Origin of the sequence: Mumia flava, from assembly GCF_002797495.1 — a bacterium.
GTDB lineage: Bacteria > Actinomycetota > Actinomycetes > Propionibacteriales > Nocardioidaceae > Mumia > Mumia flava.
Genome location: NZ_PGEZ01000001.1, coordinates 2,484,684 through 2,511,477, shown reverse-complemented (window position 1 = coordinate 2,511,477; position 26,794 = coordinate 2,484,684). Strand labels below are relative to the sequence as shown.

The following is a 26,794-nucleotide window of genomic DNA, read 5'->3' as shown; positions in this document are numbered from 1 at the left end:
TGCCACCCGACGAAGGAGATCACCCCGCATGGCTCGGAACACGGCGGTCACGCGTGCCGCGCGCCAGGTCTGGCAGCGCGTCCCCGCGCCTCTGCGTGCGCGGCTGCGCCCGCACGTGCGCACGCCTGTCCTGAGCGTGATCATCCCGGTCTACAACGTCGAGGACTACCTCGCCGAGTGTCTCGACAGCGTGCTCTCGCAGTCGCTGGAGAACCTCGAGGTGATCGTGGTCGACGACGGGTCGACCGACGACTCGCCCGCTGTCATCGAGCGCTACGCGCACGCCGACCACCGGGTCCACGCGTACCGGCAGGAGAACGCCGGGCAGGGCGCGGCCCGCAACCTCGGGGTCGAGCACGCCCGCGGGGAGTTCATCACGTTCCTCGACGCCGACGACATCATCCCGCCCGGCTCGTACGCCGCGATGGTCCGCGGGCTCCAGGCGAGCGGCTCGGACTTCTCGCTGGGCAACGTGCAGCGGATCCAGAACGGCCGGCGTTCGAAGGCCCCGTGGAACCTCGCGATCCACGACCGCGACCGGATCGGGATCACGATCGACGACTACCCCGACATCCTGCAGGACGTGATCGCCTGCAACCGGATGCTGCGCCGGGACTTCTGGGTCGAGCAGGTCGGTGGGTTCCGCGGCGGGATCGCCTACGAGGACCACGTCCCGATGGTGCAGGCGTTCACCCGCGCGACCCGGTTCGACATCCTGAAGCGGGTCACCTACCTGTGGCGGATCCGCGAGAACCAGACCTCGACCGGCCAGCAGAAGCACATGCTGCAGAACCTCAAGGACCGGGTCGAGGTGAAGGCCGAGGCCCAGGAGGTGCTGGGGCGCGAGGCGTCTGCGGAGGTCTTCGCCGCCTGGCTCGGCCGGGTCCTGGCGATGGACCTGACGCCGTTCATCCGGCACGCCCTGGCTGCGGACGACGAGTACCGCGCGGTCCTCGAGGCCGCCTTCGCCCGACACGTCGCGCTCGCCTCTCCCGAGGCCTGGGCGCACGTGCCGGTCTACCAGAAGCTCCGGGCGTGGCACGCCTCGCGCGGTCTGTGGGACCAGGTGGCCGACATCGACCACTACCGCAACCGTGCGGGCATCCCCTTCCCGACCCGCGTGGAGGACGGCCGCCTGGTCGCCGAGCTCCCGATCCTCGACGAGCTCGACCCCCAGATGCCGCGCACCCTCCTGGAGCTCTCGGAGCTCGAGACCAGGGCCAGCGCGAGGCTGATCGGCGCCACCTGGCCGGACGACCACACCGTCGCCCTGCGCGGCTGGGCGTACGTCGAGGGCCTCGACGTGGCGTCCACGCCGACGACGGAGCTGTGGTGGGAGCGCGTCGGCGGCGACGAGCGGGTCGACGTGACCGGGCTGGAGCACGTGGTCGAGCACCGCGCCTCCCTCACCACGCCCCACCCGCACGCCGAGTACTCCCGCAGCGGCTTCGCCGCCGACGTCGACGTCGCCGAGCTGGTCCGATCGGGACACGGGACCTGGAGCCTGCGGGTCCGCGTCGTGGTCGACGGGATCGAGCGCACCGGCGGATTCGTCGAGTCGGTGCCCGGCTCGTCGGCGACCCCGACGAACCTCGAGTCGCGCTGGGTCGGCGACACGCTCGTCACGCCGCGGTGGGATCCGAGCCTCGGGTTCGTCGTCGCGGTGCAGCCCCGCGCGGCGCTCCTCGTGGCCGACCGTCTGTCCGTCACCCCCGCGGGCGAGCTGACCGGCCGCCTCACCGTCCCGGACGGGACGACGCCGCGGGTGGTGCGAGCGCGACGTACCGGGATCGCCGGGACGGTGCGGGCCCACACCGGCCACGTCGACGCGGACGGCGCGGTGCCGTTCACCCTCGACCTCGCGGACGCCGAGCCCGGCAGCTGGCGTCTCGAGGTCAGCGACGGCGACGTCAAGACGCCTGCCGTGGTCGCGCCGGGGACCGATGTCCGTGGGGCCTTCGACGGCACGGCCTGGCGGGGCTCGCCGGCACTCGGTGTCGTCGGGTCCGTCCCTGCGGTCCGGGTCGAGATCGAGAACGGCGAGCTGAGCGACGACCACCTCTCCCTCGTCGTCTCCACGCTGGGGGTCGAGGGGGAGCAGCTGCGCAGCGCCGTGATGCGCAACGCGCAGCGCGACGTCGCGGTCGAGTCGGTCACCGACGTCGACGAGGGGCGGTACCGTCTGGACTTCCCGAGCCGCTGGGCGGACTTCGGCGGGACCCCGATGCCGATCCCGACCGGCTTCTACGAGTTCGTGGTCCCCGGTGGGGCCGGCGGCGACACGCTCATGGCACCGTCCGGAGCGTTCGGTGCGCTGTGCCCGCTCGAGCTCGCGAACGGCGACCTGCGAGCACGGTTGACCGCCTCGCGCGACGACGTGGTCCGCGTCGCCGTGAACGCTCCGCTGCGTGACACCGAGCGCGCCCGCGTGCACCAGACCCGGCTGCGTGCCGCCTACGAGACCGCGGATGCGGAGCCGGAGGACGCGGTCCTGCTGCAGTGCTACCGCGGGGAGTTCGCGACCGACAGTCAGATCGCCCTGCACCACGGGCTGCGACGCTCCCGCCCCGACCTGACGATCTACTGGGGCACGGCCGACACCTCGAGCGAGCTGCCCGACGGTGCGGTGCGGCTGCTGATCGGGTCGACCGAGTGGTACGAGAAGCTGGCGTCCGCACGCTACCTGTGCAACAACATCGACTTCGACGGGTTCTTCCGCAAGCGCCCGTACCAGCGCTACCTCCAGACGTTCCACGGCTACCCGTTCAAGTCGATGGGTCGCAGCTTCTGGGCCGGAAAGGGCTGGACCGAGGAGCGGATCGCGCGCGAGATCGCCCGCCGCAACGCCGACTGGGACGCGATCCTCGTCCCGGCGCCGTTCTGTGCCGACCTCTACCGCGCCGAGTACGACTACGACGGCGAGATCCTGGTGAGCGGCTACCCCCGCGCGGACGCGCTGGTGTCGCCCGAGGCCGGACGGATCCGGGCCGACGTGCGCAGCCGGCTGGGCATCAGTGATGCTCAGCGCGCGGTCCTGTACGCCCCGACGTACCGCGACCACCTGACGACCAGGACGTACGCCGCGAAGCGCTTCGACGAGCTCGACCTCGACGCGCTCGCGTCGGGCCTGGGCGACGACGCCGTGATCCTGCTCCGCGGTCACAACAACAACCAGCGCGAGCTGGACCGTGTCCGCGGAAAGGCCCGCGTGATCGACGTGACGGACTACCCCGAGATCAACGACCTGACGCTCGCCGCCGACGTCGCGGTGCTCGACTACTCGTCGCTGCGCTTCGACTGGGCGCTGACGGGCAAGCCGATGGTGTTCTTCGTCCCGGACCTCGACGACTACTTCGGCGCCCGCCCGCCGCTGTTCGACTTCGCGCCGACCGCCCCCGGCCCGCTGGTCGCGTCGACCGAGGCCGTCGTCGACGCGCTGAACGACCTGGACGGTGTCCGCGCGACCTACGCCGACGCGATCGCCACCTTCAACAAGACGTACAACGCGCTGCACGACGGCCGGGCGACCGACCGGGTGATCGAGGCCTTCTTCAGCGAGTAGAGCCGCGTCGCCGCAGGGACGCCACCTGCTGCTTGGCACGTCGGGCCACCGACGCCGTCCGTGCACGGAGCCCGGTGTCGGGAGCGTCGCGTCCGAGCGCGCGGACCTCGCGACGCAGCGCGCGGTTCTTCCGTCGCAGCGCCCGGACCTTCTTCCGTGCCCGCGTCGTCTCGCGCGTCCTGGCCGCGGTCAGCCGTTCGATCGTGCTGGCGACCGCGAAGGCCGCGAGCTCGACGGGGACCTCGTCCGGCGGTACGAAGTCGGCCTCGTCCGCACCTGGCTGATCACGCGGCACGAGGAGCACGCTCGGATCACCGACGACCCGGACACCCAGGCGCTCGATCACCGCGACCCGCTCCTCGCTCATGTCGGCAACCAGGGTGCGGGCCCAGTCCGGAAGCGGCGGCGGACGGTCGGACTTCGGAGCCTTCGGCGCGTTGCGCAGCGGCCAGATGATGCCTGACTGCACGGCCTGAAGATACAGCTCGTCAGACCAACCGCGCTCGTCGAACTGCTCGTTGATGCGACGGACCAGCTCGGTCTGGGTGTAGGAGAGCGACGAGTTCGACGACTCGTCCTCCACGCCGACCAGGAGGCCCTGCGGAAGCCCCAGCATGTCCTCGAAGGTGTGGGCCAGCAGCCCGCGATCGCTGTCGTCGCTGACGATCAGCGTGAAGCGCTCCGGACCGACCACGTCGACCCAGCGTCCGACCATCCGTTCGAGGTCGTGCGCGTTCCACACGCGGTGGGCGGCACGGGAGTCCGGGTCCCGCAGGATCGTGTCGAGCCACTGCAGGTAGGTAGCGGTCTGACGCGCCTTGACGCGCTCCTGCCACTGGGACGGCAGCAACCGGTCCAACCGCCGGGCCACGGCCACGACGTGCACGTGATCGCCTCCGAGGTCCTCGACGATGGCCGGGACACGGTCGGCCGGAGCCTGGGCGAAGTCCTCGTTGCTCACGCAGATCCTCGCGGCGTTGGTCCGGGAGACCTCGTCGACGAAGGCGTTCCACTCCTCGATCCGTGGGGTCGGGCGGCCCCGCGCAGCACCCCCGATCGCGGCCCATCCCGCGCGCCGCTCGCGCAGCCGCGACCCCGGATACGCCGCGTCGTACTCGGACAGACGCTCACGGTTGCCGTGCAGTGCGGCCTGGATCGCCGTCGACCCCGTCTTCTGAGGTCCGATGTGCAGGAGCAGGCTGCCTTCGGGCAGCAGCAGATCGGCCATGACGCGACACCTTTCCTGTGACTCGGCGCAGATGGTGAGTTGGTCCCGACCGCTCCGGGGCGCCACCGATGTCGGAGGCCACCCTAGCCGGACGGTGCGGCTTCAGCGTCCCCCGAGTGACCCGTCGAGCACGGGACCCAGGTACGGCGCGATCGTCCGGGCGTACGTCGCGGTGAGGTGGGAGCCGTCGAAGTACACGATCACACCTCCGACGACGGACTCGCAGCGGCGCGGCCCGCACACGTGGTCGTTCAGGTCGGCGTACGTGACGTTCCGGCCACCGACGTCGGCGGCCGCCTGCTCCACCGGGTCGGGCGGCAGCCAGTCGGCCCGCTCCCCCGAGCATGCGTCGAGGTCGTCGGTGTGGAGCGCCACGCACTCGGGGACCGCCCCGGTCGTCGGCGCCGGGAAGGGCGTGTCGGCCAGCGCGACGACGTCGAGCTCGGCGGCGTCCCAGCGCGCGAGCACGTCGCGATAGCCGGCGCGGAAGTCCTCGGCGGTGTCGCCGTCCACGGACTGCGCCGAGATCCGGTTCGTCATCAGCACGAGGTCGGGCTGGTCGTCGACGATGTCCTGCGCCGTGCGATCGACCCAGTCGGCACAGGCGTCGGTGCCGCTGGAGGAGTCGAAGGCCTGCGGCGTGGCGGCCATCGCGCACCGCGAGGCGAGGTAGGTCGTGATCCGCCAGCCGCGCTGCTCGGCGACGGCCTCCAGGGCCGGCAGCCACTGGCCGGCGTGCGAGTTGCCGACGAGAGCGACCGAGACCTGACCGTCGGGATCACCGAACGTGCACGTGACCGTGCGGAACCGCGGCAGGTAGGACCAGCAGTCCTGCCCGCCGACGTCCTCGTACGCCGCCGACTTGTCGGTCGCCGCCTCGGCCGGCGCCGGCACGACGTCGTCGCCGTCGACGGGCGGGCAGGTCTCCGGGGTGTCCAGCGCGGCGGCGCCGAAGCACGGGTCGTCACCGCGCACGGCCTCCGCGAGGGCGCGCTGCGCTTCCTCCTGCTGCCGCTCGAGGGCCGTCGACAGCGCCCAGGAGGCCACCAGGACCGCTGCCATCCCGACCGCCGCCAGAGCGTACGGCTTGACCAGCGGACGTCCCCACGAGCCCGTCCGGAACCGGTCCTCGACCTGCGTCTTCGTGACCCCTGCGAGCAGGAGGGTCGCCAGCACGATCACGACCTTGTCCAGCCACCCGGCGCTCCCGCCGCTCGCGTACGGCACCAGCACGATGAGCGGCCAGTGCCACAGGTAGACCGAGTACGACACGTCACCCAGCCACTGCACGGGGCGCAGGGCCATGATCCGACCCACCGGGCCGGTCTCGGCGGACGGCACCGCAGCGATCACGAGCGCCGCCCCGAGCACCGGAACGGCCGCCTGCCAGCCGGGGAACGGCGTGGCCGACGAGTACGTGACGACCGCCAGGGCGACCGCGGCGAGCCCCAGCACGGCAAGCAGGTCGCGCGCCACCGGGCCGACGCCGGCGAACCACCGCCTCGGGGCCGTCGCAGCCACCGCCACGGCGAGCAGGGCGCCGATCCCCAGCTCCCACACCCGCGTCGGCGTCACGAAGTAGGCGCGCGCCGGGTCGGTCACCGTCTCGGTCACCGAGAACGCGAACGACGCTGCCACGACCAGGCCGAGCCCCACACCGACGGCCCGCATCACCGGGAGGTTGCGGCGGCGCGCGAGCCAGACCAGCGCGAGCACGAGGATCGGCCACCCGAGGTAGAACTGCTCCTCGACCGACAGCGACCAGAAGTGCTGCACCGGCGTCGCGGCGCTCTCGGCCGCGAGGTAGTCGACGGCGTCGCCGGCGAGCAGCCAGTTCACCACGTACAGCGCGGCGGCTCCGCTCTGGCGGGCCGTGTTGGCCCACTGGGTCTCCGGAGCGACCAGGTACGTCGCCGCGAGCGTGGCGAGCAGCACCAGCAACGACGCCGGCAGCAACCTGCGGATCCGACGCGACCAGAACTGAGCGAGATCACGGCCACCGCGGGGAGGGTGCCGCAGCAGGTGGGACGTGATCAGGAATCCCGAGATCACGAAGAAGACGTCCACCCCGACGTAGCCGCCGGACAACGACGTCGGCCAGACGTGGTAGATCACCACCGCCGCGACCGCAACCGCCCGCATCGCCTGGATGTCGGTCCGGACCGGCGTCGCTGCCGTCCTCGACGCCGCTGCGGGCGGCTTCTGGGTGACGACGGACATGGCGCTGTGAGCTCTTCTGCGAGGCGACGACGAGTGGGCCGGACCGGTCACGGCCCCGCACCAGTCTGCCAGGCTGCCCGACGTTCGGTGCGCCCGCACCCGCTCGCCGCCGTACGATCGACAGGAATGAGTCACACGAGCTCCCCCGCACGCCGGTGCTTCGTGCACGTGGGTCTGCCGAAGACCGGTACGACCTACCTCCAGAACGTCCTCTGGCGCTCGCGCCGACAGCTGGGCGAGCAGGACCTCTCGATCCTTCCCGACTCCCACTCGGGCGCCTACGCGGTGATGCTCGCGGCCCGCCGCCGGCTCGACCCCGCGCTGGACGTGGTCACCTCCGAGAAGGTGCTCGACGACCTGAGGCAGCGTGCCGCGACCGCCCCCACCCGCGACGTCCTGCTGAGCCAGGAACAGCTGGCCGCGTGCACCCCGGACCAGATCGGCGACGTGCGCCGGTGCTTCGACGGGTTCGAGCTGCACATCGTGGTCACCGCACGGAGTCTGGCCCGTCAGATCCCGTCGGCGTGGCAGGAGCGGATCAAGAGCCGCCAGACCTACGGCTACCCGGAGTTCGTCGACGCCGTCGTCGCGAAGGAACCGCTCGCGCGGTCGTTCTGGCGTCACCAAGGGCTCCAGGCCGTCGCACGCCGGTGGGGCGCGGCGTCGGGACCGGAGCGGGTCCACCTGGTGGTGCTCCCCAGCGCATCCACGGACCCTCGTAGGCTCCTGGCGCAGTTCTGCTCCGTCGTCGGTGTCAGCCCGGAGACGCTCGACACCTCGGTCGACCGCGGCAATCCGAGCCTCGGCTACGTCCAGGCCGAGCTGCTCCGGCGGGTCAACGTCGCCCTCGGCCAGCGCCTCGCCCAACCGCGGGCCGGCTACGCCCAGGTCGCCAAGCCGTACATGGCCCACCTGCTGCGCGACCAGAGCAGCCCGCCGCCCCTCCTCCCGCGGCGGGTCGAGGGCTGGTGCCGCGAGACGAGCGAGCGGTGGATCACCTGGATCTCCGAGCGCGGCTACGACGTCGTGGGCGACCTGGCCGATCTGCGCCCGAGCTCGTCGTCGTTCAGCGACGACCCGCTCGCCGGGCTGGACGCGCAGGTCGAGGAGGCGGCCGTGCGGGCTCTCGCGTCGGCCCTCGCGCAGCGCGTGGACGAGCAGCGCGAGTCCGGCGAGTACGCCGCTCGCCTGCCGGCGCACCGGCGACGGGACGTCTGAGCGGACGGACCCCTAGACTCGGCACACCATGGTGTCTCTGCGACGGAAGCCCTCACGCGCCGGATCGACGAGAACGGCCGACGGCGGGCTCGCGAGCCACCTCCCGGCGGGCTCCGTCGACACGTTCGAGCGCGTCGTGGTCATCGCTCGCCGCGGGCCGAACGACCTCGGGGAGCGCGTCCTCGACACCTTCCCCGACTGCGAGACGACCGTGCTCTCGGTCCGCGCCAGACCGGTCTGGCGCCTCTCCGAGCGGCAGGTCCAGCACGTGCCGGCTCCGTCGCTGAAGGCGATCGAGCAGCACCTACGGCGCAGCGGGCCGGTCGACGCGATCGTCGACGCCTCCGACGATCCGGACCTCTCCCACGTCCGGCTGTGGCGCAGGGCGTGGCTCCACCTCCGACCCGGGGGCGTCTACGTCGTCCTGCATCCCTCCGGGCACGCCGCCGGTGCCGACATCGAGAACCTCAACCGGCGGCTCGTGGCGGGGACCACGAGCGACGGCCCCGGCCTCGCCGGCAGCGTGGAGCAGGTCACCGCGACACCCGGGACGACCGTCGCCGTGAAGCGAGGCACCCATCTGCTCCGGTTGCGCGACGGTGAGGTCGATCGCGCGCTGCCGACCCGACGCGACGGCGCGACCACCACCCTCCTGGCGCGCCGCAAGGCCCGCAGCTTCGCCATCCGGTCGACCGTGCGCTCGCACGGGGCGCGCGGGCCGGTCGACGGCCTGCCGGAGGTGATGGAGTGTCCGCCGCTCAACCTCCGCCACTACGAGGGGAGGATCGCGTGGGCGTCACACTCGCTGCTCTACACCGAGGGTTCGGTCCTGCCCGAGTCCTTCCGCTGGCACCTGCGCGACGAGCTGACGAACGCGAAGCTGGAGAACGTCACCGATGCGTTCTCCGTCGTCCCGCCCGAGCAGAACCTCGTGCCGAGGGAGGTCCTGCACGGTCACTACTACTTCCTCGACTCTCCGTACCCTGCCGCGTTCGGACACATCACGACCGAGGTGCTCTCGCGGCTGTGGGGGTGGCCGCAGGCGAAGGCGCAGATCCCGGACCTCAAGGCGGCGTTCAGGCTGTCGTGGCCGAACCAGCGCATCCCTGCGCTCGAGACCCAGCTCTTCACGTCGTTCGGCATCGCGCCCGACGACATCGTCACGGTCGACCGTCCGGTGTGGCTGGAGTCCGTCGTGGGTGCGACGCCGATGTGGCACCAGGCAGCACCGCAGTACGTCCATCCCGACATCGCCGAGACCTGGTCGGCGATCACCCGCAACCTCGCAGTCGAGCCGCCGTCGTCCGCGGACAAGATCTTCGTGTCCCGTCGCGACACGCTCGCGCACCGTCCGTGCCGCAACGCGCCGGAGGTCGAGGCGGTCTTCGCCGATCACGGGTTCGCGATCGTCTATCCCGAGGAGCTGAGCCTGCCCGAGCAGGCCGGGCTCTTCCGCGGAGCGCGGGTGGTGGCGGGCTTCGGTGGCTCCGGGCTGTTCAACGTGATGCACTGCGCGCAGCTGGAGCATCTGATCGTGCTGACCCACGAGGCCTACATCGCCCGCAACGAGCACATGTTCGCCGCAGTCCTGGGCGGACAGCTCGACTACTTCTGGTCGCCTCCCGAGATCGAGCACCCGCAGGACGGGTACGCCGCCGAGGCCTTCAAGTCGGCGTGGTCGTTCGACTTCGAGGGCAACGGCGCCGCGCTGCGGAGCCTTCTGGCCTCGCTCGGTTGACGGTCAGTCCAGCAGCCCCAGCAGGTACGCGCCGTACCCGCTGGCGACGAGCGGCTCGGCCCGCTCCCGCAGCTCGTCGTCGGTGAGGAAGCCGGCACGCCACGCGACCTCCTCCGGCGCCCCCACCTTGAGGCCCTGCCGGGCCTCGAGCGTGCGGACGAAGTTCGACGCGTCGTTCAGCGAGTCGAACGTCCCGGTGTCCAGCCACGCGGTCCCCCGAGGAAGCACCTCGACCGCCAGCCGGCCCTGCTCGAGGTACAGCCGGTTGAGGTCGGTGATCTCGAGCTCGCCGCGCGCCGACGGTCGCAGCGTCCGGGCGAGGCCGACGACGTCGGAGTCGTAGAAGTAGAGGCCCGGCACCGCGTAGCGGCTGCGCGGCTGCGCGGGCTTCTCCTCCAAGGACAGCGCCCGCCCGGCCTCGTCGAACTCGACCACGCCGTACGCGCTCGGGTCCTGCACCCAGTAGCCGAAGATCGACGCCCCGTCGACGTCGCGGAACCGGCGCAGCTGGTGACCCGTGCCGGGGCCGTAGAAGATGTTGTCGCCGAGCACCAGCGCGACCGGTCCGCCGCCGATGTGGTCGGCGCCGAGCAGGAACGCCTGCGCGAGCCCGTCCGGGCTCGGCTGGACCGTGTACGACAGCGAGACCCCGAACCGTGACCCGTCGCCGAGCAGCCGGTGGAACTGCTCGGCCTCGTGCTCGGTGGTGATGACGAGGATGTCGCGGATCCCCGCGAGGATCAGCGTGGACAGGGGGTAGTAGATCATCGGCTTGTCGTAGACCGGGACCAGCTGCTTGCTGATGCCCTGGGTCACCGGGTGCAGGCGCGATCCGGTGCCCCCGGCCAGGATGATTCCGCGCATGGCCAGCATCGTAAGGACGCACGGGGTCTTCTCGGCCGCTTGGTACCGTCGACGCGTGCGAGTCTCAGTGATCGGGTGCGGCTATCTCGGAGCCGTCCACGCCGCCTGCATGGCCGACGTCGGGCACGAGGTCGTCGGGATCGACGTCGACCCCGAGCGGGTCGACCTCCTCGAGCGCGGCGAGCCCCCGTTCTACGAGCCGGGGCTGCCGGAGGTGCTGACCCGGGCCCGGGCGACGGGTCGGCTGCGCTTCAGCACGAAGATGTCCGACGCCGCCGGGGCCCGCGTGCACTTCCTCTGCGTCGGGACGCCGCAGAAGGCCGGCGAGAACGCCGCCGACCTCACGTTCGTCGACGAGGCGTTCGCCGAGCTGATCGCCCACGTACGGCCGGGCGACGTGGTGGTGGGCAAGTCCACCGTTCCCGTCGGGACCGCCGAGCGGCTCTCCGAGGCCCTCCGTACGGCCGTCCCGGGTGCCCGGCTCGTGTGGAACCCGGAGTTCCTCCGCGAGGGGTTCGCCGTCAAGGACACCCTGCACCCCGACCGCCTGGTCTACGGTCTCGACGACGACGACACGACCTCGCAGGCGGTGCTGGACGAGGTGTACGCAGCGCCGCTCGCCGAGGGCACCCCGCTGGTCGTGACCGACCAGGCGACCGCCCAGCTGGTCAAGGTCGCGGCCAACTCCTTCCTCGCCACCAAGATCTCGTTCATCAACGCGATGGCCGAGCTGTGCGAGGTGGCAGGCGGCGACGTCAGCGCCCTCGCCGACGCGATCGGCCACGACGCCCGGATCGGCCGCAAGTTCCTCAACGCCGGCCTCGGGTTCGGCGGCGGATGCCTCCCGAAGGACATCCGCGCGTTCATGGCCCGGGCCGGCGAGCTCGGCGCCGACCAGACCCTGACCTTCCTGCGCGAGGTCGACTCGATCAACCTGAGGCGCCGCGAGCGCGCGGCCGAGGTCGCTCGCGAGATGCTCGACGGGTCGGTGTCGGGCCGCCGGATCGCCGTCCTCGGCGCGGCGTTCAAGCCCAACAGCGACGACGTGCGCGACTCCCCGGCACTCGACGTGGCACGCCGGCTGCACCAGCACGGCGCGGAGGTCCGGGTCACCGACCCGCAGGCGCTGCGGACCGCGGCCCGGACGTACGGCGAGCTGACGTTCGTCGGGGACGTCGAGGACGCCGTCGCAGGCGCCGACCTCGTGATGCTGCTGACCGAGTGGCCGCTCTACCTCGGCCTCGATCCCGCACGGGTCGCAGGGCTGGTCGCCGAGCCGCGGATCTTCGACGGCCGCAACGCTCTGGACCCGCAGGCGTGGCGCGGGGCGGGATGGACGTACCGCGGCCTGGGCCGCAGCTGAGGCGCCGCTAGGACGAGACGCCGACGGCGACGGTCCGGTCGAGGTCGTCGCGGAACCGGTCGAGGTCGAAAGACCACGACGACTGGTAGGCGGCGTAGCTCCATCCGTCGTCCGGCTGCGCCACGTCGGTGTCGCCGTAGAAGTAGTGGATGTCGGCGCCCCGGACGGCTGCGTAGAAGTACTCGTTCTGCGAGTCGTAGCTCGCGCTGCTCAGCACGACGACGCGCTCGAGGTTCCGCGCGTACATCAGGTTGAACATCGCCGACCCGCCGAAGCCGGCGACGACCCGCGCGCCCGCGAAGATGGAGGCCTGTTCCGCGAGCGGGTGGCGCTCCGGACGGACGATGCTGAAGCCGGCGTCGCGGAAGTAGTCCTCGACCGCCTGTGTGTCGCGGCACGCGCGGTTCTTCGCGGCCGGCGGTCGCGACACGAAGATCCGGGGCCCTGCCTCGACCGAGGACGCAGGCAGGCCGGCGGCGATGCGCTCCCACGTGTCGAGAATCCCAGGGTGGGCGTAGAACGGGTCGGCGTTGTGCCACATCGGCGTGGCGCAGACCAGCGTGTCGACCGTGACCGGCTCGTCGAAGACGACCACGTCGGCCTCGTCGACTCCGAAGGCGTCCAGGAAGCGCTGCTCGAGCGACGGGACCCGGTGGTGGTGCTCGCCGCGGCTGTGGATCAGCTTGAGGTCGGGGATCCGATCCTTGGCCTGCTCCCAGCCCCAGAGCTTCGCCAGCGCCTCGGTGGTGAGGTGCCCGAAGTGGCCGGGGTTCGCGTAGTCGAGGTGGTAGAACGCGCCGTCGAGGTGCCGGACCGGCGCGGCCTCCGAGCGCAGGCGCGCGAAGTGCTCGCTCGCGAAGTAGAGCCCGGCGTTGTTCGCCTGCGGCGACAGGTGCCACCGGAACGAGTCGGGAAGGACCGAGTCACCGCTGACGACGAGGCCCTCCGGAGCCAGGCCGATCGCGCCGTCGTAGCGGCGCAGGTGCAGCGTCGGGTACGTCAGCGGAACGCTGAAGCGCCCTTGGGTCTCGGGTGGACCGTGCGTCACCACGCGCGTGCCGGTCCGGACCGCTCCCCCGTCCAGGACCGCCAGCTCGTCGACCCCGAGCGACTCCGAGCGGCGCCGCAGCACGGCCGTCGCGTTCGCGTGCCGCACCTTGAGGAGGTGGTTGCCGTTCTTCTGGATCGTCACCTCGTCGGTCGAGATCGTCGTCGCCTTCACCGCGAGCGAGAGCTCCCGCTCCTCGCGTGGCAGGTCGCTCAGCTCGGAGAAGTCGAGCCCCACCCGCCTCGAGAGGTGCGCGACCCGCTTCAGGAAGCCGCCGGCCTGCCCGCCCGAGTCGACCCGGTCGTCGATCGCGGCCCGCGGCACGACGTACAGGCCCCCGTGGCGCAGATGGAAGAACGCCGCCTCGAACAGCCGACGATGCGTCTGACCGCCCTCCCGCCGCAGGTTCACGACGGCGTCGACCGGGCCGAGCACGGAGAGGACCTCGTGGATCCGGTCCGGGCGGCTCGCCTTCTGGTAGCGGGCCCCACGACGACCGAGGTCCCAGTCGGGGCGCTCGTGCGCGGCCAGCACGATCACGTCGGCGTCAGCGACGCGGTCGAGCCACATCGCCAGCTCCGGGCCGCGGACCCGGTCCGCCAGGACCACGGCCCGGCGGGCACGGGTCAGCGCCACGGCCGGGCCGTCCGGTGCCCCCGACACGACCGGTCGCTGACGCCCCCGTTCCAACCTGCGCCGTGCGCGTCCCGCCACTCCCACGCGTCCTCCGTCCCCGTCGCCGGCCCTCGCGCGACGCCGTCGAACGTACTCAGTCGCGAGCGCAGGTCGCAGACCTGCCGGGAGAACGTTGCCTGAACACTGGGTGACGTCTCGGCCCGCCGGTCGTCGGGCCCGCCGGTCGGCACCACCCGCCGACGTCCGGCCCGTCTACGCTGACCGCATGCACGTGCTGGTCACCGGCGGAGCCGGATTCATCGGCTCCAACTTCGTCCACCACCTCGCCGAGCACACCGACGCCCGGGTCACGGTGCTCGACAAGCTCACGTACGCGGCGAGTCGCGCGTCCCTGGACGGTCTTCCGCCCGGGCGCGTGGCGCTGGTCGTCGGAGACGTGGCCGACGCCGAGACCGTCGACCCGCTGGTCGCGGCAGCCGACGTCGTCGTGCACTTCGCCGCCGAGTCCCACAACGACAACTCGCTGCACGACCCGAGCCCGTTCGTGCACACCAACCTGGTCGGCACCTACACCCTGCTCGAGGCGGTCCGGCAGCACGGGACCCGCCTGCACCACGTGTCGACCGACGAGGTCTACGGCGACCTCGAGCTCGACGACCCGGCGCGGTTCACCGAGTCGACCCCGTACGACCCGTCGAGCCCGTACTCCTCGACCAAGGCCGGTTCGGACCTGCTGGTGCGCGCGTGGGTCCGTTCGTTCGCCGTCGCGGCGACGATCAGCAACTGCTCCAACAACTACGGGCCGTGGCAGCACATCGAGAAGTTCATCCCCCGCCAGATCACCAACCTGATCGACGGTCGACGCCCGAGGCTGTACGGAGAGGGCCGCAACGTCCGCGACTGGATCCACACCTCCGACCACAGTGCAGCCGTGTGGACGATCGTGCAGCACGGCCGCCCCGGCGAGACGTACCTCGTCGGCGCCGACGGCGAGCGCAGCAACCGCGAGGTGGTCGAGGCGATCCTGCGGATCATGGGTCGCTCCGAGGACGACTACGACCTCGTGGCGGACCGTCCCGGCCACGACCTGCGGTACGCGATCGACTCCACGAAGCTAAGGACCGAGCTGGGCTGGAGCCCGTCGTTCACCGACTTCGAGGAGGGCCTGGCGGCCACGCTGCAGTGGTACCGCGACCACGAGGCGTGGTGGCGTCCGCACAAGGACGCGGTCGAGGCGGCGTACGCGAGGAGCGGCCAGTGACGCCGGAGGACCTGCGCGTCGCCGGCACCGCGATCCCCGGCCTGCTCGTCGTCACCCTCCCCGTGCACGGGGACGACCGCGGGTGGTTCAAGGAGAACTGGCAGCGCGAGAAGATGATCGCGCTCGGTCTCCCCGACTTCGGCCCGGTCCAGCACAACGTGTCGTTCAACGCGAGCACCGGCACGACCCGCGGCATCCACGCGGAGCCGTGGGACAAGCTGGTCTCCGTCACCACGGGGCGTGCGTTCGGCGCGTGGGTGGATCTGCGCCCCGGCGAGACGTTCGGGACCGTGGTCACGCACGAGCTGCACCCCGGCGTCGCGGTGTTCGTCCCACGCGGCGTGGGGAACGCCTTCCAGGTGCTCGAGGACGCGACCGCCTACTCGTACCTGGTCAACGACCACTGGCGCGCGGACGCGACGTACGCCGCGGTGAACGTCGCGGACGAGACGCTGGCGATCACCTGGCCGATCGGGCTCGCCGACGCCGCGCTGAGCGCAAAGGACCGCGACGCCCCACGGCTCACCGACGTCACGCCCGTCCCGCCGCGCAGGACCCTGGTCCTCGGCGCGAACGGGCAGCTCGGCCGCGCGCTGCGCGCTGCCCTGCCCCGGGCCGACGCGTTCGGTCGCGCCGAGCTCGACATCACCGACCCGGCCGCCCTCGGCGCGCTCGACTGGTCGGCGTACGACACCGTGGTGAACGCCGCCGCCTACACCGCGGTCGACGCCGCCGAGACCCCGGACGGACGTCGCGAGGCGTGGGCGACCAACGTGACGGCGGTCGCGGCGCTCGCACGGATCGCCGTCGACCACCGGCTGACGCTGGTGCACGTGTCTTCGGACTACGTCTTCGACGGGACCCGGCCGGAGCACGGCGAGGACGAGCCGTGCTCCCCGCTGGGGGTCTACGGGCAGACCAAGGCCGCCGGGGACGCGCTGGTCTCGACGGTGCCGCGGCACTACGTCGTCCGGACGTCGTGGGTGATCGGCGACGGCGGCAACTTCGTGGCCACGATGGCGCGGCTCGCCGGCTCGGGCGTGTCCCCGTCGGTCGTCGACGACCAGGTCGGCCGGCTCACCTTCACGACGGACCTCGCTGCCGGGATCGCCCACCTGCTGCAGACCGGCGCGCCGTACGGCACCTACAACCTCACCTGCTCGGGCGAGCCGCAGAGCTGGGCAGACGTGGCCGCCGACGTGTTCGCGGCGTCCGGTCGTGACCGGGCGGACGTCACGCGGGTGAGCACGGCCGAGTACGGCGCCGGCAAGGCGATGGCGCCCCGGCCCGCGCACAGCGTGCTGAGGCTCGACAAGATCCGCGCGACCGGGTTCGAGCCACGGGACGGACGGCGCGCGCTCGCGGAGCACCTGAGCGACGGCCTCCGCGCCTAGGGCACCGAACGGACGAGTCCGTCCAGCCGCTCGCCGTGCCGAGCGAAGTCGAAGCGCCAGGCCGACTGGTAGGCGTCCGCGTCGTACACCCCCGGGGTCTTCGGCGCTGTCACGGCCTCGTTCCAGAAGTAGTGCGTGTCGACGCCGAGCAGGCAGGCGATCAGGTGCTCGTTGCGAGCGCCGTACCACTCGTGGTTCAGGATGATCAGGGTCTCCACCTGCTGGGCGAAGGCGAGGTTGAACAAACCGGATCCTCCGAATCCGGCGACGACCCGGGCGTGCGCGAAGATGCCCGCCTGGACGGCGAGCGGGTGGTCCTCCGGGTAGAGGATCTCGAACCCGCGGTCCGCGAAGAAGCGCTCGACCTCGTCGGCGTTCGTGCAGTCGCGGTTCTTCAGGCCCGTACGGCGCGACACGAAGATCCGCTCGGGTCGCGGCGCGTCGCCTGCCGCCATCCCACCCAGCCGGCTCCAGATCTCCGTCGTCCGAGGGTTGGCGTGGTAGGGCGGGGAGTTGTGCCACAGCGGGGTCACCCCGACCATCGCGTCGACCGTCACCGGTTCCTCGACGCGGACGACGTCGGCACGATCGATCCCGAACCCCTTGAGGACGGAGTACTCCAGCTGCGACGTCGTCGGCTTCCAGGGTCGGGTGCCGAACAGGATCTTCAGGTCGGGCAGCTCCCGCTTGGCCTGGTCCCAACCCCACAGACGCGACAGCGCGTCGGTCATGAAGTGCCCGAAGTGGCCGGCGAAGCGGTAGTCCAGGTAGTAGAAGCGGCCGTCGAGGTGGCGAGGTGACGCCAGCCCACGCGGACGACGCACCCACGCCGGCCCGACGTCCGGAGCCGCCGTCTTCGGGGCGCGCACCTGGTGGTAGCGGAAGGACTCGGGCAGCACCGAGTCACCGCTGATCGCCAGGCCGTTGTGACCGAGCACGATCGGGCCTTCGTAGTGACGCATGCGGATCGGAGGGTGGTCGAACGCCGTCTCCAGGTGAGGAATCGGGTGCGTCGCCTCGTAGGAGTGGATCCGAGCGGAGGACGTGAAGGTGCCGCCCGGCTCCGCCGCCAGCTCGCGGACCTCGAGCCGGTGCCGGCTTCGCACCGGCAGCAGCGCGGGCGCCTCGTACTCGCGGACCTTGAGCAGATGGCGGCGGCGCTTCGTCGCGATCAGGTAGTCCGGTGCCTGGAGCACCTCACCGATCGCGAGGAGCCGCTCTCGACGGACCCTCGGCATCGCGGGCAGGTCGTCCTCCGACGTGCCGATCAGCCACGCCGACGCCGACAGCGACCGCTCGAACACCCGATCGTCGTCCGCGACGCCCGTCCGGTCCACGACGTACGCCCCGCCGGGCCTCAGGTGGAAGAAGAGCCGCTGCCACGCACGCAGGTGATCGGCCGAGCCCATCCGCCGCACGACCACCACGAGGTCGACCGGCCCGGTCTCCTTCAGCGCCTGGTGCACGTCGTCGAGCCCCGGGCACACGCGGACCGCGACGCCGTCGCGCGCGACGGCCGGTGGGTCCGATCCGGTGAGGAGGAGGACGTCGTCGTCGCCGAAGTCGTCCAGGTAGGGGGTCACCTCCCTCGTCACCGACCCGTCGGCCACGACCGCGACGACGCGTCGCCCGCCGGACGGGAGCAGCGTGGCGTACCGGTCCACGAGCCTGGTCCCGGCAGCCTGCCGAACGCGTGACCCGGACGACCGCCGTCTCCTGCGTCGAATCCCCCGCACTCGTCCACCTCCCTGCGTGAGAATGCGCCCCACGGTAGTGACCGGCGGGTTCACCGACGCCGTCCCGCGCCCTCTCCTCGACCGTTCTGTCCGGACCCGCGCGCGTGCTAGCGTCGCCCCACGCGCGACAGGAACGGGGAATCCGGATGGGCATGCGCACCACGGTCGGCCACCAGCTCGACGCCGTCCTCGGGAAGCCACGGACGGACCGCCTCCGGGCGACCGAGCGCCGGGTCCGCACGAGGCTCGCGAAGCGCCTCCAACCACCTCCCGCGCCCGTGAGGAAGCGTCGCCGGCCGGCCGGCCGGGCCGCCTCCCGCCCGAAGAGCGTGCCGTCCGACCCGTTCGCACCACACCTCCGGCCGACGATGTCGCGGCACGAGCTGCTCGCCGCGCTGCACGAGCGCGTACGGCCTCGGACGTACTTCGAGGTCGGCGTGAACACCGGCGGGTCGCTGCGCCTCTCGCGGACGCGCACGATCGGCGTGGATCCCGCGTTCGGCGTCACCCACCCGGTTCACTGCGACCTGGATCTCGTCCGCGCCACCAGTGACGCGTTCTTCGAACGGCCCGACGCGTTCGCACACTTCGAGGGCGTGCCGATCGACCTCGCCTTCATCGACGGGATGCACCTGTCGGAGTTCGCGCTGCGCGACTTCGTCAACACCGAGCGGCACCTCGCGCGCACAGCCGTCGTCGTCCTCGACGACATGCTGCCGCGCAACCCGCTCGAGGCGGCCCGGGACCGGCGGACGGCGGCATGGGCAGGCGACGTCTTCAAGGTCGCGGACGTGCTCGCTCGCCACCGGCCCGACCTGCTCGTCGTGCCGGTGAACACCGCTCCGACGGGCACGGTCGTCATCGTCGGGGTCGACCCACAGAACGCCCTCGGCCCGTCGATCGTCGACGCCGAGCTCGCGTACTGCACGGCGCCCGACCCGCAGGAGGTGCCGTCGGAGGTCCTCCACCGGTCACGGGCCGTCGACCCCGAGCAGCTGCTCGCGCTCGAGGTCTGGCCCGAGCTCGTACGCCGTCGCGAGGCCGGCGAGGAGAAGCTCGACGACCTCTGGGACGCGCTCCGGGCGCTGCCTCCGATGGCCTGAGGCCGGCACACAGAACCGCCCGCCGCGGAGACCCCCTCGCTCCGCGACGGACGGCGTCGGTGAGCCGCGTCAGTTGGCGGCGTCGTAGGCGGCGCGGATCTCCTCGGGGACGCGTCCCCGATCCGACACCTCGTACCCGTTCTCCCGCGCCCAGGCCCGGACGTCGGCAGCCGAACCGGCTCCCGCGCTCGCCTTGCCCCGACGCGACGAGCCCGACCGACGGCGACCGCCGACGCGTCGGGCCTCGGCGATGTACGGCGCGAGTGCGTCGCGCATCTTCTGCGCATTCTTCGTCGACAGGTCGATCTCGTAGCTGACCCCGTCGAGGGCGAACGAGATCGACTCGTCGGCATCGCCACCGTCGACGTCGTCCACCAGGATTACCTGAATCTTCTGGGCCATGGAGCCGACATTAAACGACGCCACCAGAAAATGCCAAACCAAATGGCACGACTGCGAAACCGGAAAAGTCCCGAATAGTCAGGATTCTCGCGCGGCGGGGAAAAGAATGGCCTCGCGAATTCCGACGCTCATGAGCAGCATGACGAGGCGGTCGACCCCGAGACCCATTCCTCCCGCGGGGGGCATCCCGAACTCGAGCGCCCGCAGGAAGTCCTCGTCGACCTCCATCGCCTCGGGGTCGCCCGCCGCCGCGAGCTCGGCCTGCTCGGTGAGCAGCGCGCGCTGGAGCACCGGGTCGTTCAGCTCGGAGTACGCGGGGGCGAGCTCGACGCCGTTGATGATCAGGTCGAACGCCTCGGCGAGGCCCGGCTTCGTGCGGTGCGGCTTGGCCAGCGGCCGCACCGACTGGGGGTAGTCCGCCACGAAGGTCGGCTGGATCAGCGTGTGCTCGACGAGCTTCTCGAACAGCTCCAGCACGATCTCCCCGGCGCCCCAGCCGTCCTTGAGTGCGACGTCGTGGCGCGCGGCGTGCTCGCGCAGGACCTCGGCTCCCGTGTCGACGTCGACCGGAGCCCCGACCGCCTCGCCGACCAGCTCGTGGATGCTCGCCCAACGCCATTCGGCGTCGAGGTCGATCTCGACGCCGTCGCGCCCTTCCACCACGCTGCGGCCCAGCGCCGAGGCGGCATTGCGCACGAGATCGCGAATCAGGTCGGCCATCGCGTGGTAGTCGCCATAGGCCTGATAGGCCTCGAGCATCGCGAACTCGACATTGTGGGTGTTGTCCACGCCTTCGTTACGGAATGTCTTCGCGATCTCGTAGACCCGGTCGATTCCGCCGACGAGCGCGCGCTTGAGATGGAGCTCGAGAGCGATCCGCAGCAGCATCTCCTGATCGAACGCATTCATGTGGGTCTTGAACGGACGTGCCGCCGCGCCGCCGTTCGTGAACTGCAGCACCGGAGTCTCCACCTCGACGAAGCCCCGGTCGTCCAGCGTCCGGCGCAGCGACGCCAGGACCTTCGCCTTCGCGCGGACCACCTCGCGCGCCTGCGGGCGTACGACGAGGTCGACGTAGCGCATCGACGCGCGGACCTCGTCCGACAGGGGGTTGTGCTCGTTGGGAAGCGGGCGCAGCGTCTTCGCGGCCAGCTGCCACGACCCGACCTGGACGGACAGCTCGCCACGCCGGCTCGTGATCACCTCGCCGCGGACCGCGAGGTGGTCGCCGATGTCGACCAGCGCCTTGAAGTCGGCGAGCGACTCCTCCCCCACCTCCGCCAGCGACAGCATCGCCTGGAGCTCCGCTCCGTTGCCCTCGCGCAACCGGACGAAGCACAGCTTGCCGGTGTTGCGCAGGAAGATCACCCGCCCGGCGGTGGCGACCTCGACGCCCGTGTGTGCGTCCGGACCGAGCTCCGCCGCGTCGTACGACCCGACGATCTGCGAGATCGTGTGCGTGAACGGCACCGTCAGGGGGTACGGCGAGATCCCGGCGTCGATCATGCGCTGGCGCTTCTCCAGCCGCACCCGCATCTGCTCGGGGGCGTCCTCGGCGAAGGAGTCGGCGGCACTCGGGGCAACGGGACGGACGTCGGTCATGGTGCTCAAGCGTAGTCGGGCGAACCGGACGGCCTGCTCAGCAGGTCAGCGCCGCACCACCTTCGCCTCGACGAGTGCCTCGCGAAGGTACGGGGCCATCGTCTCGGCGTAGGTGGCCGTGAGGTGGTTGTTGTCGCGGTACACGTCGACGCCGCCGATGACGACGGGGCAGGTCCGGTCGTCGCAGTAGTAGCGGGACAGGTCGACGTGCGTCGCGCCGCCGGTGCGCGAGACGGCACGGGCCAGCGGATCAGGGATGTCGTCGAGCGCCTTCGTCCGCGACAGCGCGCACGAGCCGGCGCCCTCGGCCCCGACCTCCTCGAGGCACAGGTTGGGGTTGGTGCGCGGGGCCTGCCCGGCGTCGGGGTTGTCGCGCAGGGCGACGATCGGCACCCCGGCGGTCACGGCCGGCCGCCATGCCTCGAGCATCGCGGCCGTCTGATGCTCGGTGCTCCCGTGCAGGCTCGTGAACCGGGCGGTCGTGAGGACCGCGTCGAAGCGTCCCGGCTCGTCGCTCAACGTCGCCGCGAACCGCTCCTTCAGCTCGTCGCAGGCCGCGGCCCCGTCCGGTCCGATCCGGGAACCGGCACGCTGGGTGGTCCACGGACAGCCGGGGAGGCTGAACATCTCGACGGTGACGTCGCCGTGGTCGACGAGCGGTTCCAGCATCGGCGCGAGCGCGCGGGCGTGGGAGTCGCCGAACACAGCGAGGTTGGGTACGCCGGCCCGCGGGTCGCCGTACGTGCAGCCGACGAGGCGCTCGCCCGGCGGGGCGACCGACTCGGGGCACGCGCGAGGGCCCCGGTCGTCGTCCTTGGCCAGTGCAGGGTCGGGAACGATGACCCCGGCGAAGTCGTCGTCGTCGCAGCGCTGCGCGAGACCGGGATCCCGCGACGCCGCGCCCAGGCACGGGTGCGCCGCGACCTCCGCACGCTGCTCGGCCGCCACGGCCTCCCGACGCTCGACCAGCGATGCGCCCGCCACGCAGGCCGCGACCAGGGCGCCGGCCGTCGCGGCTGTCAGGGTGAACGTGACGGCCGGGCGCCGGATCCCGAACCGACGCCCCGTGCGGACCGGATCCTCGACGAGCCGCTTGGTCGCCGCCGCCAGGGCGACCGAGGCGAGCGCGATCGTGACCTTGTCGACGGTCGTCAGGCGGTGACCGGTCGCGTACGGCAGCAGCACGACGAGCGGCCAGTGCCACAGGTAGATCGCGTACGACCAGTCGCCGATCGCCTGCACGGGCCGCCACGCCAGCAGGTGCGTCGGAGACCACGCCAGCGCGGGATGGCCCGCCCACAGCACCACGCCGGTGGCGACGACCACCCAGATCGCCGCAGTCCCCGGCATCGGCGTCCTGGCGTCGAAGACCAGCGCGGATCCGACGATCACGGCGAGGCCGGCCCACGAGAGCAGCGCACGCACGGCCCGCGAGCCTCCGGCGGCCGCCGCCGGGACGAACGCGAGCAACGCCCCCGCGCCGAACTCCCAGGCACGGGTCGTGGTGACGAAGTACGCACGCGCGGGGTCGGCACCGGTCAGCCACAGCGAGTAGGCGAGCGACGCGGCCACGGCGACTCCGAGCACGGCGGCGATCGCGACCCGCTCGCGCCGGTGTCCCCCGCCGCCGGGCCGGGCACCGCGTCGCCGCGCCAGCGCGGCGATCCCGATGCCGAGGAGGATGAGCAGCGGCCAGATCAGGTAGAACTGCTCCTCGGCGGACAGGGTCCAGTAGTGCTGCGCGGGCGACGGCACGTTCGACTCGGCCAGGTAGTCGACGGCGTCGTGGGCCAGCTGCCAGTTCTCGACGTAGACCGCGGCCGCACCGATCTCCCGGGTGAACTGCCGCCACAGCCCCACCGGCACCCACAGCAGCGTGCCGACCAGCGAGACGCCGAGCACCAGGTAGGCGGCCGGGAGCAGGCGCCGCGCGCGCCGCGCCCAGAACTGGCCGAGCCGCACCCGCCCTGTCGCTGCGACCTCGCGCAGGAGATGGGACGTGATGAGGAATCCCGAGATCACGAAGAAGACGTCCACGCCGAGATAGCCGCCGCCGAGCCGGTTCGGCCAGAGGTGGAACACGACCACCAGGCCGACGGCGACGGCGCGCAGGCCCTGGATCTCGGGACGACGACGATCCTCGGACGTGCGCCTACGCGCCACGGTGCGAGCGCCGGATGTACGGGGGACCATCGGGCGGCATGCTACCGGTCGTCCTGGTCTCCCCAGGACAGCGGCCCGTCGACGCCGACGGGTGGCGCCGCGAGACCTACGCCGCGTTGCGGGCCGCGACGATGCTCAGGCCGATCAGGGTCAGGTCCGGCTCGAAGCGCGTGATCGTCGCGCACTCGTCGCGGACGACCTCGGCGTACCCGCCGGTGCCGACCACGGTCACGTCGCCCGGCCCGAGCGACGCCACCATCCGGGTGACGATCCCGTCGACCAGGCCCGCGAAGCCGAACACCATGCCGGACTGGATCGCCTCGACGGTGTTCTTGGCGACGACGCTGCGCGGGCGCACGAGCTCGACCGAGCGCAGCTGCGCACCGCGGCGGGCCAGCGCCTCGAGCGAGATCCCGATCCCCGCCGAGATCGCACCCCCGACGTAGCGGCCGCGGTCGTCGACGACGTCGAACGTGGTGGCCGTGCCGAAGTCGACGACGACGCACGGGCCGCCGTACAGCTGCGCAGCCGCCGCGGAGTTGACGATCCGGTCGGCGCCGACCTCGCGCGGGTTGTCGGTCAGGATCGACACCCCCGTGCGCGTCCCGGGCTCCACGATCGCGACCGAGGCGTCGGCGTACCACCGCTCGACGAGCACACGCAGCTCGTGCAGGATCGCCGGCACCGTGCACGAGATCGCGACGCCGCCGACGCGGCCCACGCCTTGCTGCCCGAGCAGACCGCCGAGCGTGAGCTGCCACTCGTCGGCGGTCCGACGCTCGTCGGACGTCACCCGCCAGCGGGCCCGGAGGTCCCCGTCGACGAACACCCCCACGGTCGTGTGGCTGTTGCGGACGTCCAGGCAGAGCAACGGGCCGGTCATGGCAGCATCATCGCGCGAGCGTGTCTCCTCGGACGAGACCTGGCATCGCCTCGGCCGGGTCCGAGCCGGTCCCGGTGACGGTGTTCTCGCGATCGACGAAGACCACCCGCGGCTCGAGCGTCCGGGCCTCGGCATCGGAGACCTGCGCGTACGCGATCAGGATGACCAGGTCCCCGGGGTGGACCAGACGGGCGGCGGCGCCGTTGATGCCGATCACGCCGCTGCCCCGCTCGCCCGCGATCGTGTACGTCTCCAGTCGCGCGCCGTTGTCGATGTCGACGACCTGGACCATCTCGCCGGGCAGGATGTCGGCCGCGTCGAGCAGGTCCGCGTCGACGGTGATCGACCCGACGTAGTGCAGGTCGGCCTGGGTGACGGTGGCGCGGTGGATCTTCGACTTCATCATCGTGCGGAGCATCAGCGGGTCTCCTCGCGGCTGCCCAGGTCGAGGGGCAGGTTGTCGATCAGGCGGGTGTCGCCGACCTTGGCGGCGACCAGGATCCGGGCGGGCCGTCCGTCGACGGCGTCGTCGAGGTCGGGCGAGCGGACGACGAGGTAGTCGACGTCGACGCCGGGCCGGGCTGCGAGCACGGTCTTCGCGGCAGCCAGAGCGTCGGAGGCACCGTGGGCGGCCTCCGCGTCCGCCGCCCGCAGCGCCTCGGCGAGCGCAGCGGCCAGCCCGCGCTGCTCGGCGTCGAGGTAGCGGTTGCGCGAGGAGAGCGCGAGCCCGTCGGGCTCGCGCACGGTCGGGCACCCGACGACCTCGACGCCCAGGCAGAGCCTGCGGGCCATCTGCCGGATCAGCACGAGCTGCTGGTAGTCCTTCTCCCCGAACACCGCGACGTCGGGGCGGACGAGGCCGAAGAGCTTCGCGACGACGGTGAGGACGCCGGCGAAGTGGGTCGGGCGGACCGAGCCCTCGAGCACCGACCCGAGCGGCCCGGGGTCCACGGTCACGCCGGGCGTCTGCGGCCCGTCGGGATACATCTGCTCCACGCCGGGGTGCAGGACGACGTCGGCGTGGCCGGTCAGCGCGGCCACGTCGGCATCGAACGTGCGCGGATAGCGGTCGAGGTCCTCACCGGGACCGAACTGGGTGGGGTTGACGAAGATCGACACCACGACCACGTCCGCGCGTCTGCGCGCCTCCCGGACCAGGGCCAGGTGACCGTCGTGCAGCGCGCCCATCGTCGGGACGAGCGCGACCGTACGGCCGTCGCGACGGGCCTCACCGAGGACGGCCGTCAGCGCGTCGCCGGCGTCGACGACGCGCGGCGCCGACGCGGTCACGCGTCCGCCCGGCTGTCCTCGTCCGCGACCAGCGTGGCGAGCACGTCCCACTCGGACTCGCGCAGGACCCGCCTGATGGCCTTCGCCCGACGATCGTCGAGACGCCCGTCGGCGATCGCGTGCGCCGACGTGGCCCGGGCCATCGCGACGTACGCGTCGAGCGTCGGGACCGGCTGCTCGGCGAGCGCCTCCACGTGCCCGCGGACCGTCTCGACGTCGCCACGGACGACCGGACCGGTCAGGGCGGCGTCCTCGTAGACGAGTGCGTTGTCCAGCGCAGCGCGCAGCAGCGGGCGCAGGACGGCCGCGGGGTCGTCGGCGCCGACGCGCCGCAGCATCTGCATCGACTGCGTGACCAGTGTGACGAGGTGGTTGGCGCCGTGCGCGAGGGCCGCGTGGTACGTGGTCCGGTCCTCCTCGCGGATCCGGACGGCGACGCCCCCGAGATCCGCGACCAGGCGCTCGGCCAGGTCCTGCTCCGGCCCGTCGGCGGTGAGCCCGAAGACGCAGCCGTCGAGACGGGCGAGGTCGACGTCGGTCCCGGTGAAGGTCATCGCCGGGTGCATCGCGACCGGACGGGCGCCGACGTGGGCGGCGGCGGCGAGCACACCGAGGCCGTACCGACCGCTGGTGTGCACGACCACCTGGCCGCGGTGCAGGTGCCCGTCGAGCGCGAGCTCGGCGACGAGTCCGGGCAGGGCGTCGTCGGGTACGGCGAGGAGCAGCAGGTCGCACTGCTCGGCGACCTGGCCGGGGGTCGCGACGGCGACGCCGGGGAGCATGGTCTCGACCCGGGTCCGCGACCCGACCGAGCGGGCGCTCGCGGCGATCACGTCGTAGCCGGCGGACCGGAGCCGGGCGGCGACCACAGCGCCGACCCTGCCCGCGCCGACCACACCGACGGTGTGAGGGAACGTCATGGTGAAGCGTGCCTTTCGTTCCAGTCCCCGGAGGGGTACCAGACAGCAGGACCCCTTCAGTCTATGTCGGCGCAATCCGTACGTAACGTGGCTGTGGCGCGCCTCACACCCACCTCCGGGCGAGCGTGCCGGCGGTAGGCTGCCCCGGACCCGAGGAGGAGCC

The 26,794-nt window shown here is 72.0% G+C and carries 19 protein-coding genes; 7 read left to right on the top strand and 12 right to left on the bottom strand.

From position 1 onward, the window contains the following. The first annotated feature begins 28 nt into the window (after positions 1-28). Positions 29-3,562 carry a bifunctional glycosyltransferase/CDP-glycerol:glycerophosphate glycerophosphotransferase gene (locus tag CLV56_RS11820; protein ID WP_039339875.1) on the top strand — a complete coding sequence of 1,178 codons (3,534 nt, stop codon included), beginning with the start codon at positions 29-31 and terminating at the stop codon, positions 3,560-3,562. On the opposite strand, the gene CLV56_RS11815 is transcribed toward CLV56_RS11820, so the two are convergent. Further along, positions 3,552-4,790, bottom strand: coding sequence for a hypothetical protein (locus tag CLV56_RS11815; RefSeq protein WP_100414865.1), 1,239 nt, complete (start codon positions 4,788-4,790; stop codon positions 3,552-3,554). The two genes, CLV56_RS11820 and CLV56_RS11815, sit on opposite strands and share 11 nt — an antisense overlap. A 102-nt stretch (positions 4,791-4,892) precedes the next feature. Then, positions 4,893-7,010 (bottom strand): acyltransferase family protein, encoded by a 2,118-nt coding sequence (locus CLV56_RS11810; protein WP_100414864.1) that lies wholly within the window; start codon positions 7,008-7,010, stop codon positions 4,893-4,895. 126 nt (positions 7,011-7,136) lie between these two features. Here CLV56_RS11810 and CLV56_RS11805 point away from each other — a divergent pair, with 126 nt between their 5' ends. Both CLV56_RS11805 and CLV56_RS11800 read left to right on the top strand, forming a co-directional pair. Further along, the gene (locus tag CLV56_RS11805) at positions 7,137-8,228 is read left to right on the top strand and encodes a hypothetical protein (protein WP_157805146.1); all 1,092 of its coding nucleotides are present in this window, start codon (positions 7,137-7,139) and stop codon (positions 8,226-8,228) included. 28 nt (positions 8,229-8,256) lie between these two features. Continuing rightward, entirely contained in the window at positions 8,257-9,966 is a 1,710-nt protein-coding gene (locus CLV56_RS11800) for a glycosyltransferase family 61 protein (protein WP_039339879.1), read from the top strand. A gap of 3 nt (positions 9,967-9,969) precedes the next feature. On the opposite strand, the gene rfbA is transcribed toward CLV56_RS11800, so the two are convergent. Beyond that, positions 9,970-10,830, bottom strand: a complete 861-nt coding sequence (gene rfbA, locus CLV56_RS11795; RefSeq protein ID WP_039339880.1) for a glucose-1-phosphate thymidylyltransferase RfbA — start codon at positions 10,828-10,830, stop codon at positions 9,970-9,972. A 55-nt stretch (positions 10,831-10,885) separates the two neighbouring features. Between rfbA and CLV56_RS11790 the strand changes: the two genes are divergently transcribed. Then, on the top strand, positions 10,886-12,193 hold the full coding sequence (locus CLV56_RS11790) for a UDP-glucose dehydrogenase family protein (RefSeq protein ID WP_039340083.1): 1,308 nt from the start codon (positions 10,886-10,888) through the stop codon (positions 12,191-12,193). 7 nt (positions 12,194-12,200) lie between these two features. Here CLV56_RS11790 and CLV56_RS11785 read toward each other — a convergent pair whose 3' ends face one another. Then, the gene (locus CLV56_RS11785; RefSeq protein WP_170224786.1) at positions 12,201-13,877 is read right to left on the bottom strand and encodes a glycosyltransferase family 61 protein; all 1,677 of its coding nucleotides are present in this window, start codon (positions 13,875-13,877) and stop codon (positions 12,201-12,203) included. Between the two features lie 265 nt (positions 13,878-14,142). Between CLV56_RS11785 and rfbB the strand changes: the two genes are divergently transcribed. Both rfbB and CLV56_RS11775 read left to right on the top strand, forming a co-directional pair. Next, a complete protein-coding gene (gene rfbB, locus CLV56_RS11780; RefSeq protein WP_039340085.1) occupies positions 14,143-15,138 on the top strand; it encodes a dTDP-glucose 4,6-dehydratase in 996 nt (331 codons plus the stop codon). Beyond that, positions 15,135-16,532: a sugar nucleotide-binding protein gene (locus CLV56_RS11775; protein ID WP_039339884.1), complete on the top strand. Its 1,398-nt coding sequence runs from the start codon at positions 15,135-15,137 to the stop codon at positions 16,530-16,532. The genes rfbB and CLV56_RS11775 overlap by 4 nt, the downstream gene beginning before the upstream one ends. Here the strand turns inward: CLV56_RS11775 and CLV56_RS11770 are convergent. Beyond that, positions 16,529-18,196 carry a glycosyltransferase family 61 protein gene (locus CLV56_RS11770; protein WP_039339886.1) on the bottom strand — a complete coding sequence of 556 codons (1,668 nt, stop codon included), beginning with the start codon at positions 18,194-18,196 and terminating at the stop codon, positions 16,529-16,531. The genes CLV56_RS11775 and CLV56_RS11770 overlap by 4 nt on opposite strands. Positions 18,197-18,420: 224 nt before the next feature. Here CLV56_RS11770 and CLV56_RS11765 point away from each other — a divergent pair, with 224 nt between their 5' ends. After that, positions 18,421-19,371 carry a class I SAM-dependent methyltransferase gene (locus tag CLV56_RS11765; RefSeq protein ID WP_211288050.1) on the top strand — a complete coding sequence of 317 codons (951 nt, stop codon included), beginning with the start codon at positions 18,421-18,423 and terminating at the stop codon, positions 19,369-19,371. A gap of 69 nt (positions 19,372-19,440) precedes the next feature. On the opposite strand, the gene CLV56_RS11760 is transcribed toward CLV56_RS11765, so the two are convergent. The 7 genes from CLV56_RS11760 to CLV56_RS11730 all read right to left on the bottom strand — a co-directional run bounded on the left by CLV56_RS11760 (position 19,441) and on the right by CLV56_RS11730 (position 26,631). Continuing rightward, on the bottom strand, positions 19,441-19,773 hold the full coding sequence (locus CLV56_RS11760) for a histone-like nucleoid-structuring protein Lsr2 (protein ID WP_039339888.1): 333 nt from the start codon (positions 19,771-19,773) through the stop codon (positions 19,441-19,443). A gap of 78 nt (positions 19,774-19,851) precedes the next feature. Further along, a complete protein-coding gene (gene lysS / locus CLV56_RS11755) occupies positions 19,852-21,375 on the bottom strand; it encodes a lysine--tRNA ligase (RefSeq protein ID WP_039339890.1) in 1,524 nt (507 codons plus the stop codon). Positions 21,376-21,420: 45 nt separating this feature from the next. Beyond that, entirely contained in the window at positions 21,421-23,568 is a 2,148-nt protein-coding gene (locus tag CLV56_RS11750) for an acyltransferase family protein (RefSeq protein ID WP_100414862.1), read from the bottom strand. 76 nt (positions 23,569-23,644) lie between these two features. Next, positions 23,645-24,421 (bottom strand): type III pantothenate kinase, encoded by a 777-nt coding sequence (locus tag CLV56_RS11745; protein WP_039339892.1) that lies wholly within the window; start codon positions 24,419-24,421, stop codon positions 23,645-23,647. A 7-nt stretch (positions 24,422-24,428) separates the two neighbouring features. Further along, a complete protein-coding gene (gene panD, locus CLV56_RS11740) occupies positions 24,429-24,839 on the bottom strand; it encodes an aspartate 1-decarboxylase (RefSeq protein ID WP_039339894.1) in 411 nt (136 codons plus the stop codon). Further along, positions 24,839-25,711, bottom strand: a complete 873-nt coding sequence (gene panC, locus CLV56_RS11735; RefSeq protein WP_039339896.1) for a pantoate--beta-alanine ligase — start codon at positions 25,709-25,711, stop codon at positions 24,839-24,841. Before panC ends, panD begins: the two co-directional genes overlap by 1 nt. Further along, complete coding sequence (locus CLV56_RS11730; protein WP_100414861.1) at positions 25,708-26,631, bottom strand: Rossmann-like and DUF2520 domain-containing protein; 924 nt, start codon at positions 26,629-26,631, stop codon at positions 25,708-25,710. The genes panC and CLV56_RS11730 overlap by 4 nt, the downstream gene beginning before the upstream one ends. Positions 26,632-26,794 lie beyond the last annotated feature (163 nt).

Coding starts and splice junctions, on each gene's coding strand:
- CLV56_RS11810 (WP_100414864.1), bottom strand. CDS start 7,010: ATGTCCGTCGTCACCCAGAAGCCGCCCGCAGCGGCGTCGAGGACGGCA.
- CLV56_RS11765 (WP_211288050.1), top strand. CDS start 18,421: ATGCGCACCACGGTCGGCCACCAGCTCGACGCCGTCCTCGGGAAGCCA.
- CLV56_RS11750 (WP_100414862.1), bottom strand. CDS start 23,568: ATGGTCCCCCGTACATCCGGCGCTCGCACCGTGGCGCGTAGGCGCACG.
- CLV56_RS11805 (WP_157805146.1), top strand. CDS start 7,137: ATGAGTCACACGAGCTCCCCCGCACGCCGGTGCTTCGTGCACGTGGGT.
- CLV56_RS11760 (WP_039339888.1), bottom strand. CDS start 19,773: ATGGCCCAGAAGATTCAGGTAATCCTGGTGGACGACGTCGACGGTGGC.
- CLV56_RS11820 (WP_039339875.1), top strand. CDS start 29: ATGGCTCGGAACACGGCGGTCACGCGTGCCGCGCGCCAGGTCTGGCAG.
- rfbA (WP_039339880.1), bottom strand. CDS start 10,830: ATGCGCGGAATCATCCTGGCCGGGGGCACCGGATCGCGCCTGCACCCG.
- rfbB (WP_039340085.1), top strand. CDS start 14,143: ATGCACGTGCTGGTCACCGGCGGAGCCGGATTCATCGGCTCCAACTTC.
- CLV56_RS11745 (WP_039339892.1), bottom strand. CDS start 24,421: ATGACCGGCCCGTTGCTCTGCCTGGACGTCCGCAACAGCCACACGACC.
- CLV56_RS11800 (WP_039339879.1), top strand. CDS start 8,257: ATGGTGTCTCTGCGACGGAAGCCCTCACGCGCCGGATCGACGAGAACG.
- CLV56_RS11730 (WP_100414861.1), bottom strand. CDS start 26,631: ATGACGTTCCCTCACACCGTCGGTGTGGTCGGCGCGGGCAGGGTCGGC.
- lysS (WP_039339890.1), bottom strand. CDS start 21,375: ATGACCGACGTCCGTCCCGTTGCCCCGAGTGCCGCCGACTCCTTCGCC.
- CLV56_RS11815 (WP_100414865.1), bottom strand. CDS start 4,790: ATGGCCGATCTGCTGCTGCCCGAAGGCAGCCTGCTCCTGCACATCGGA.
- panD (WP_039339894.1), bottom strand. CDS start 24,839: ATGCTCCGCACGATGATGAAGTCGAAGATCCACCGCGCCACCGTCACC.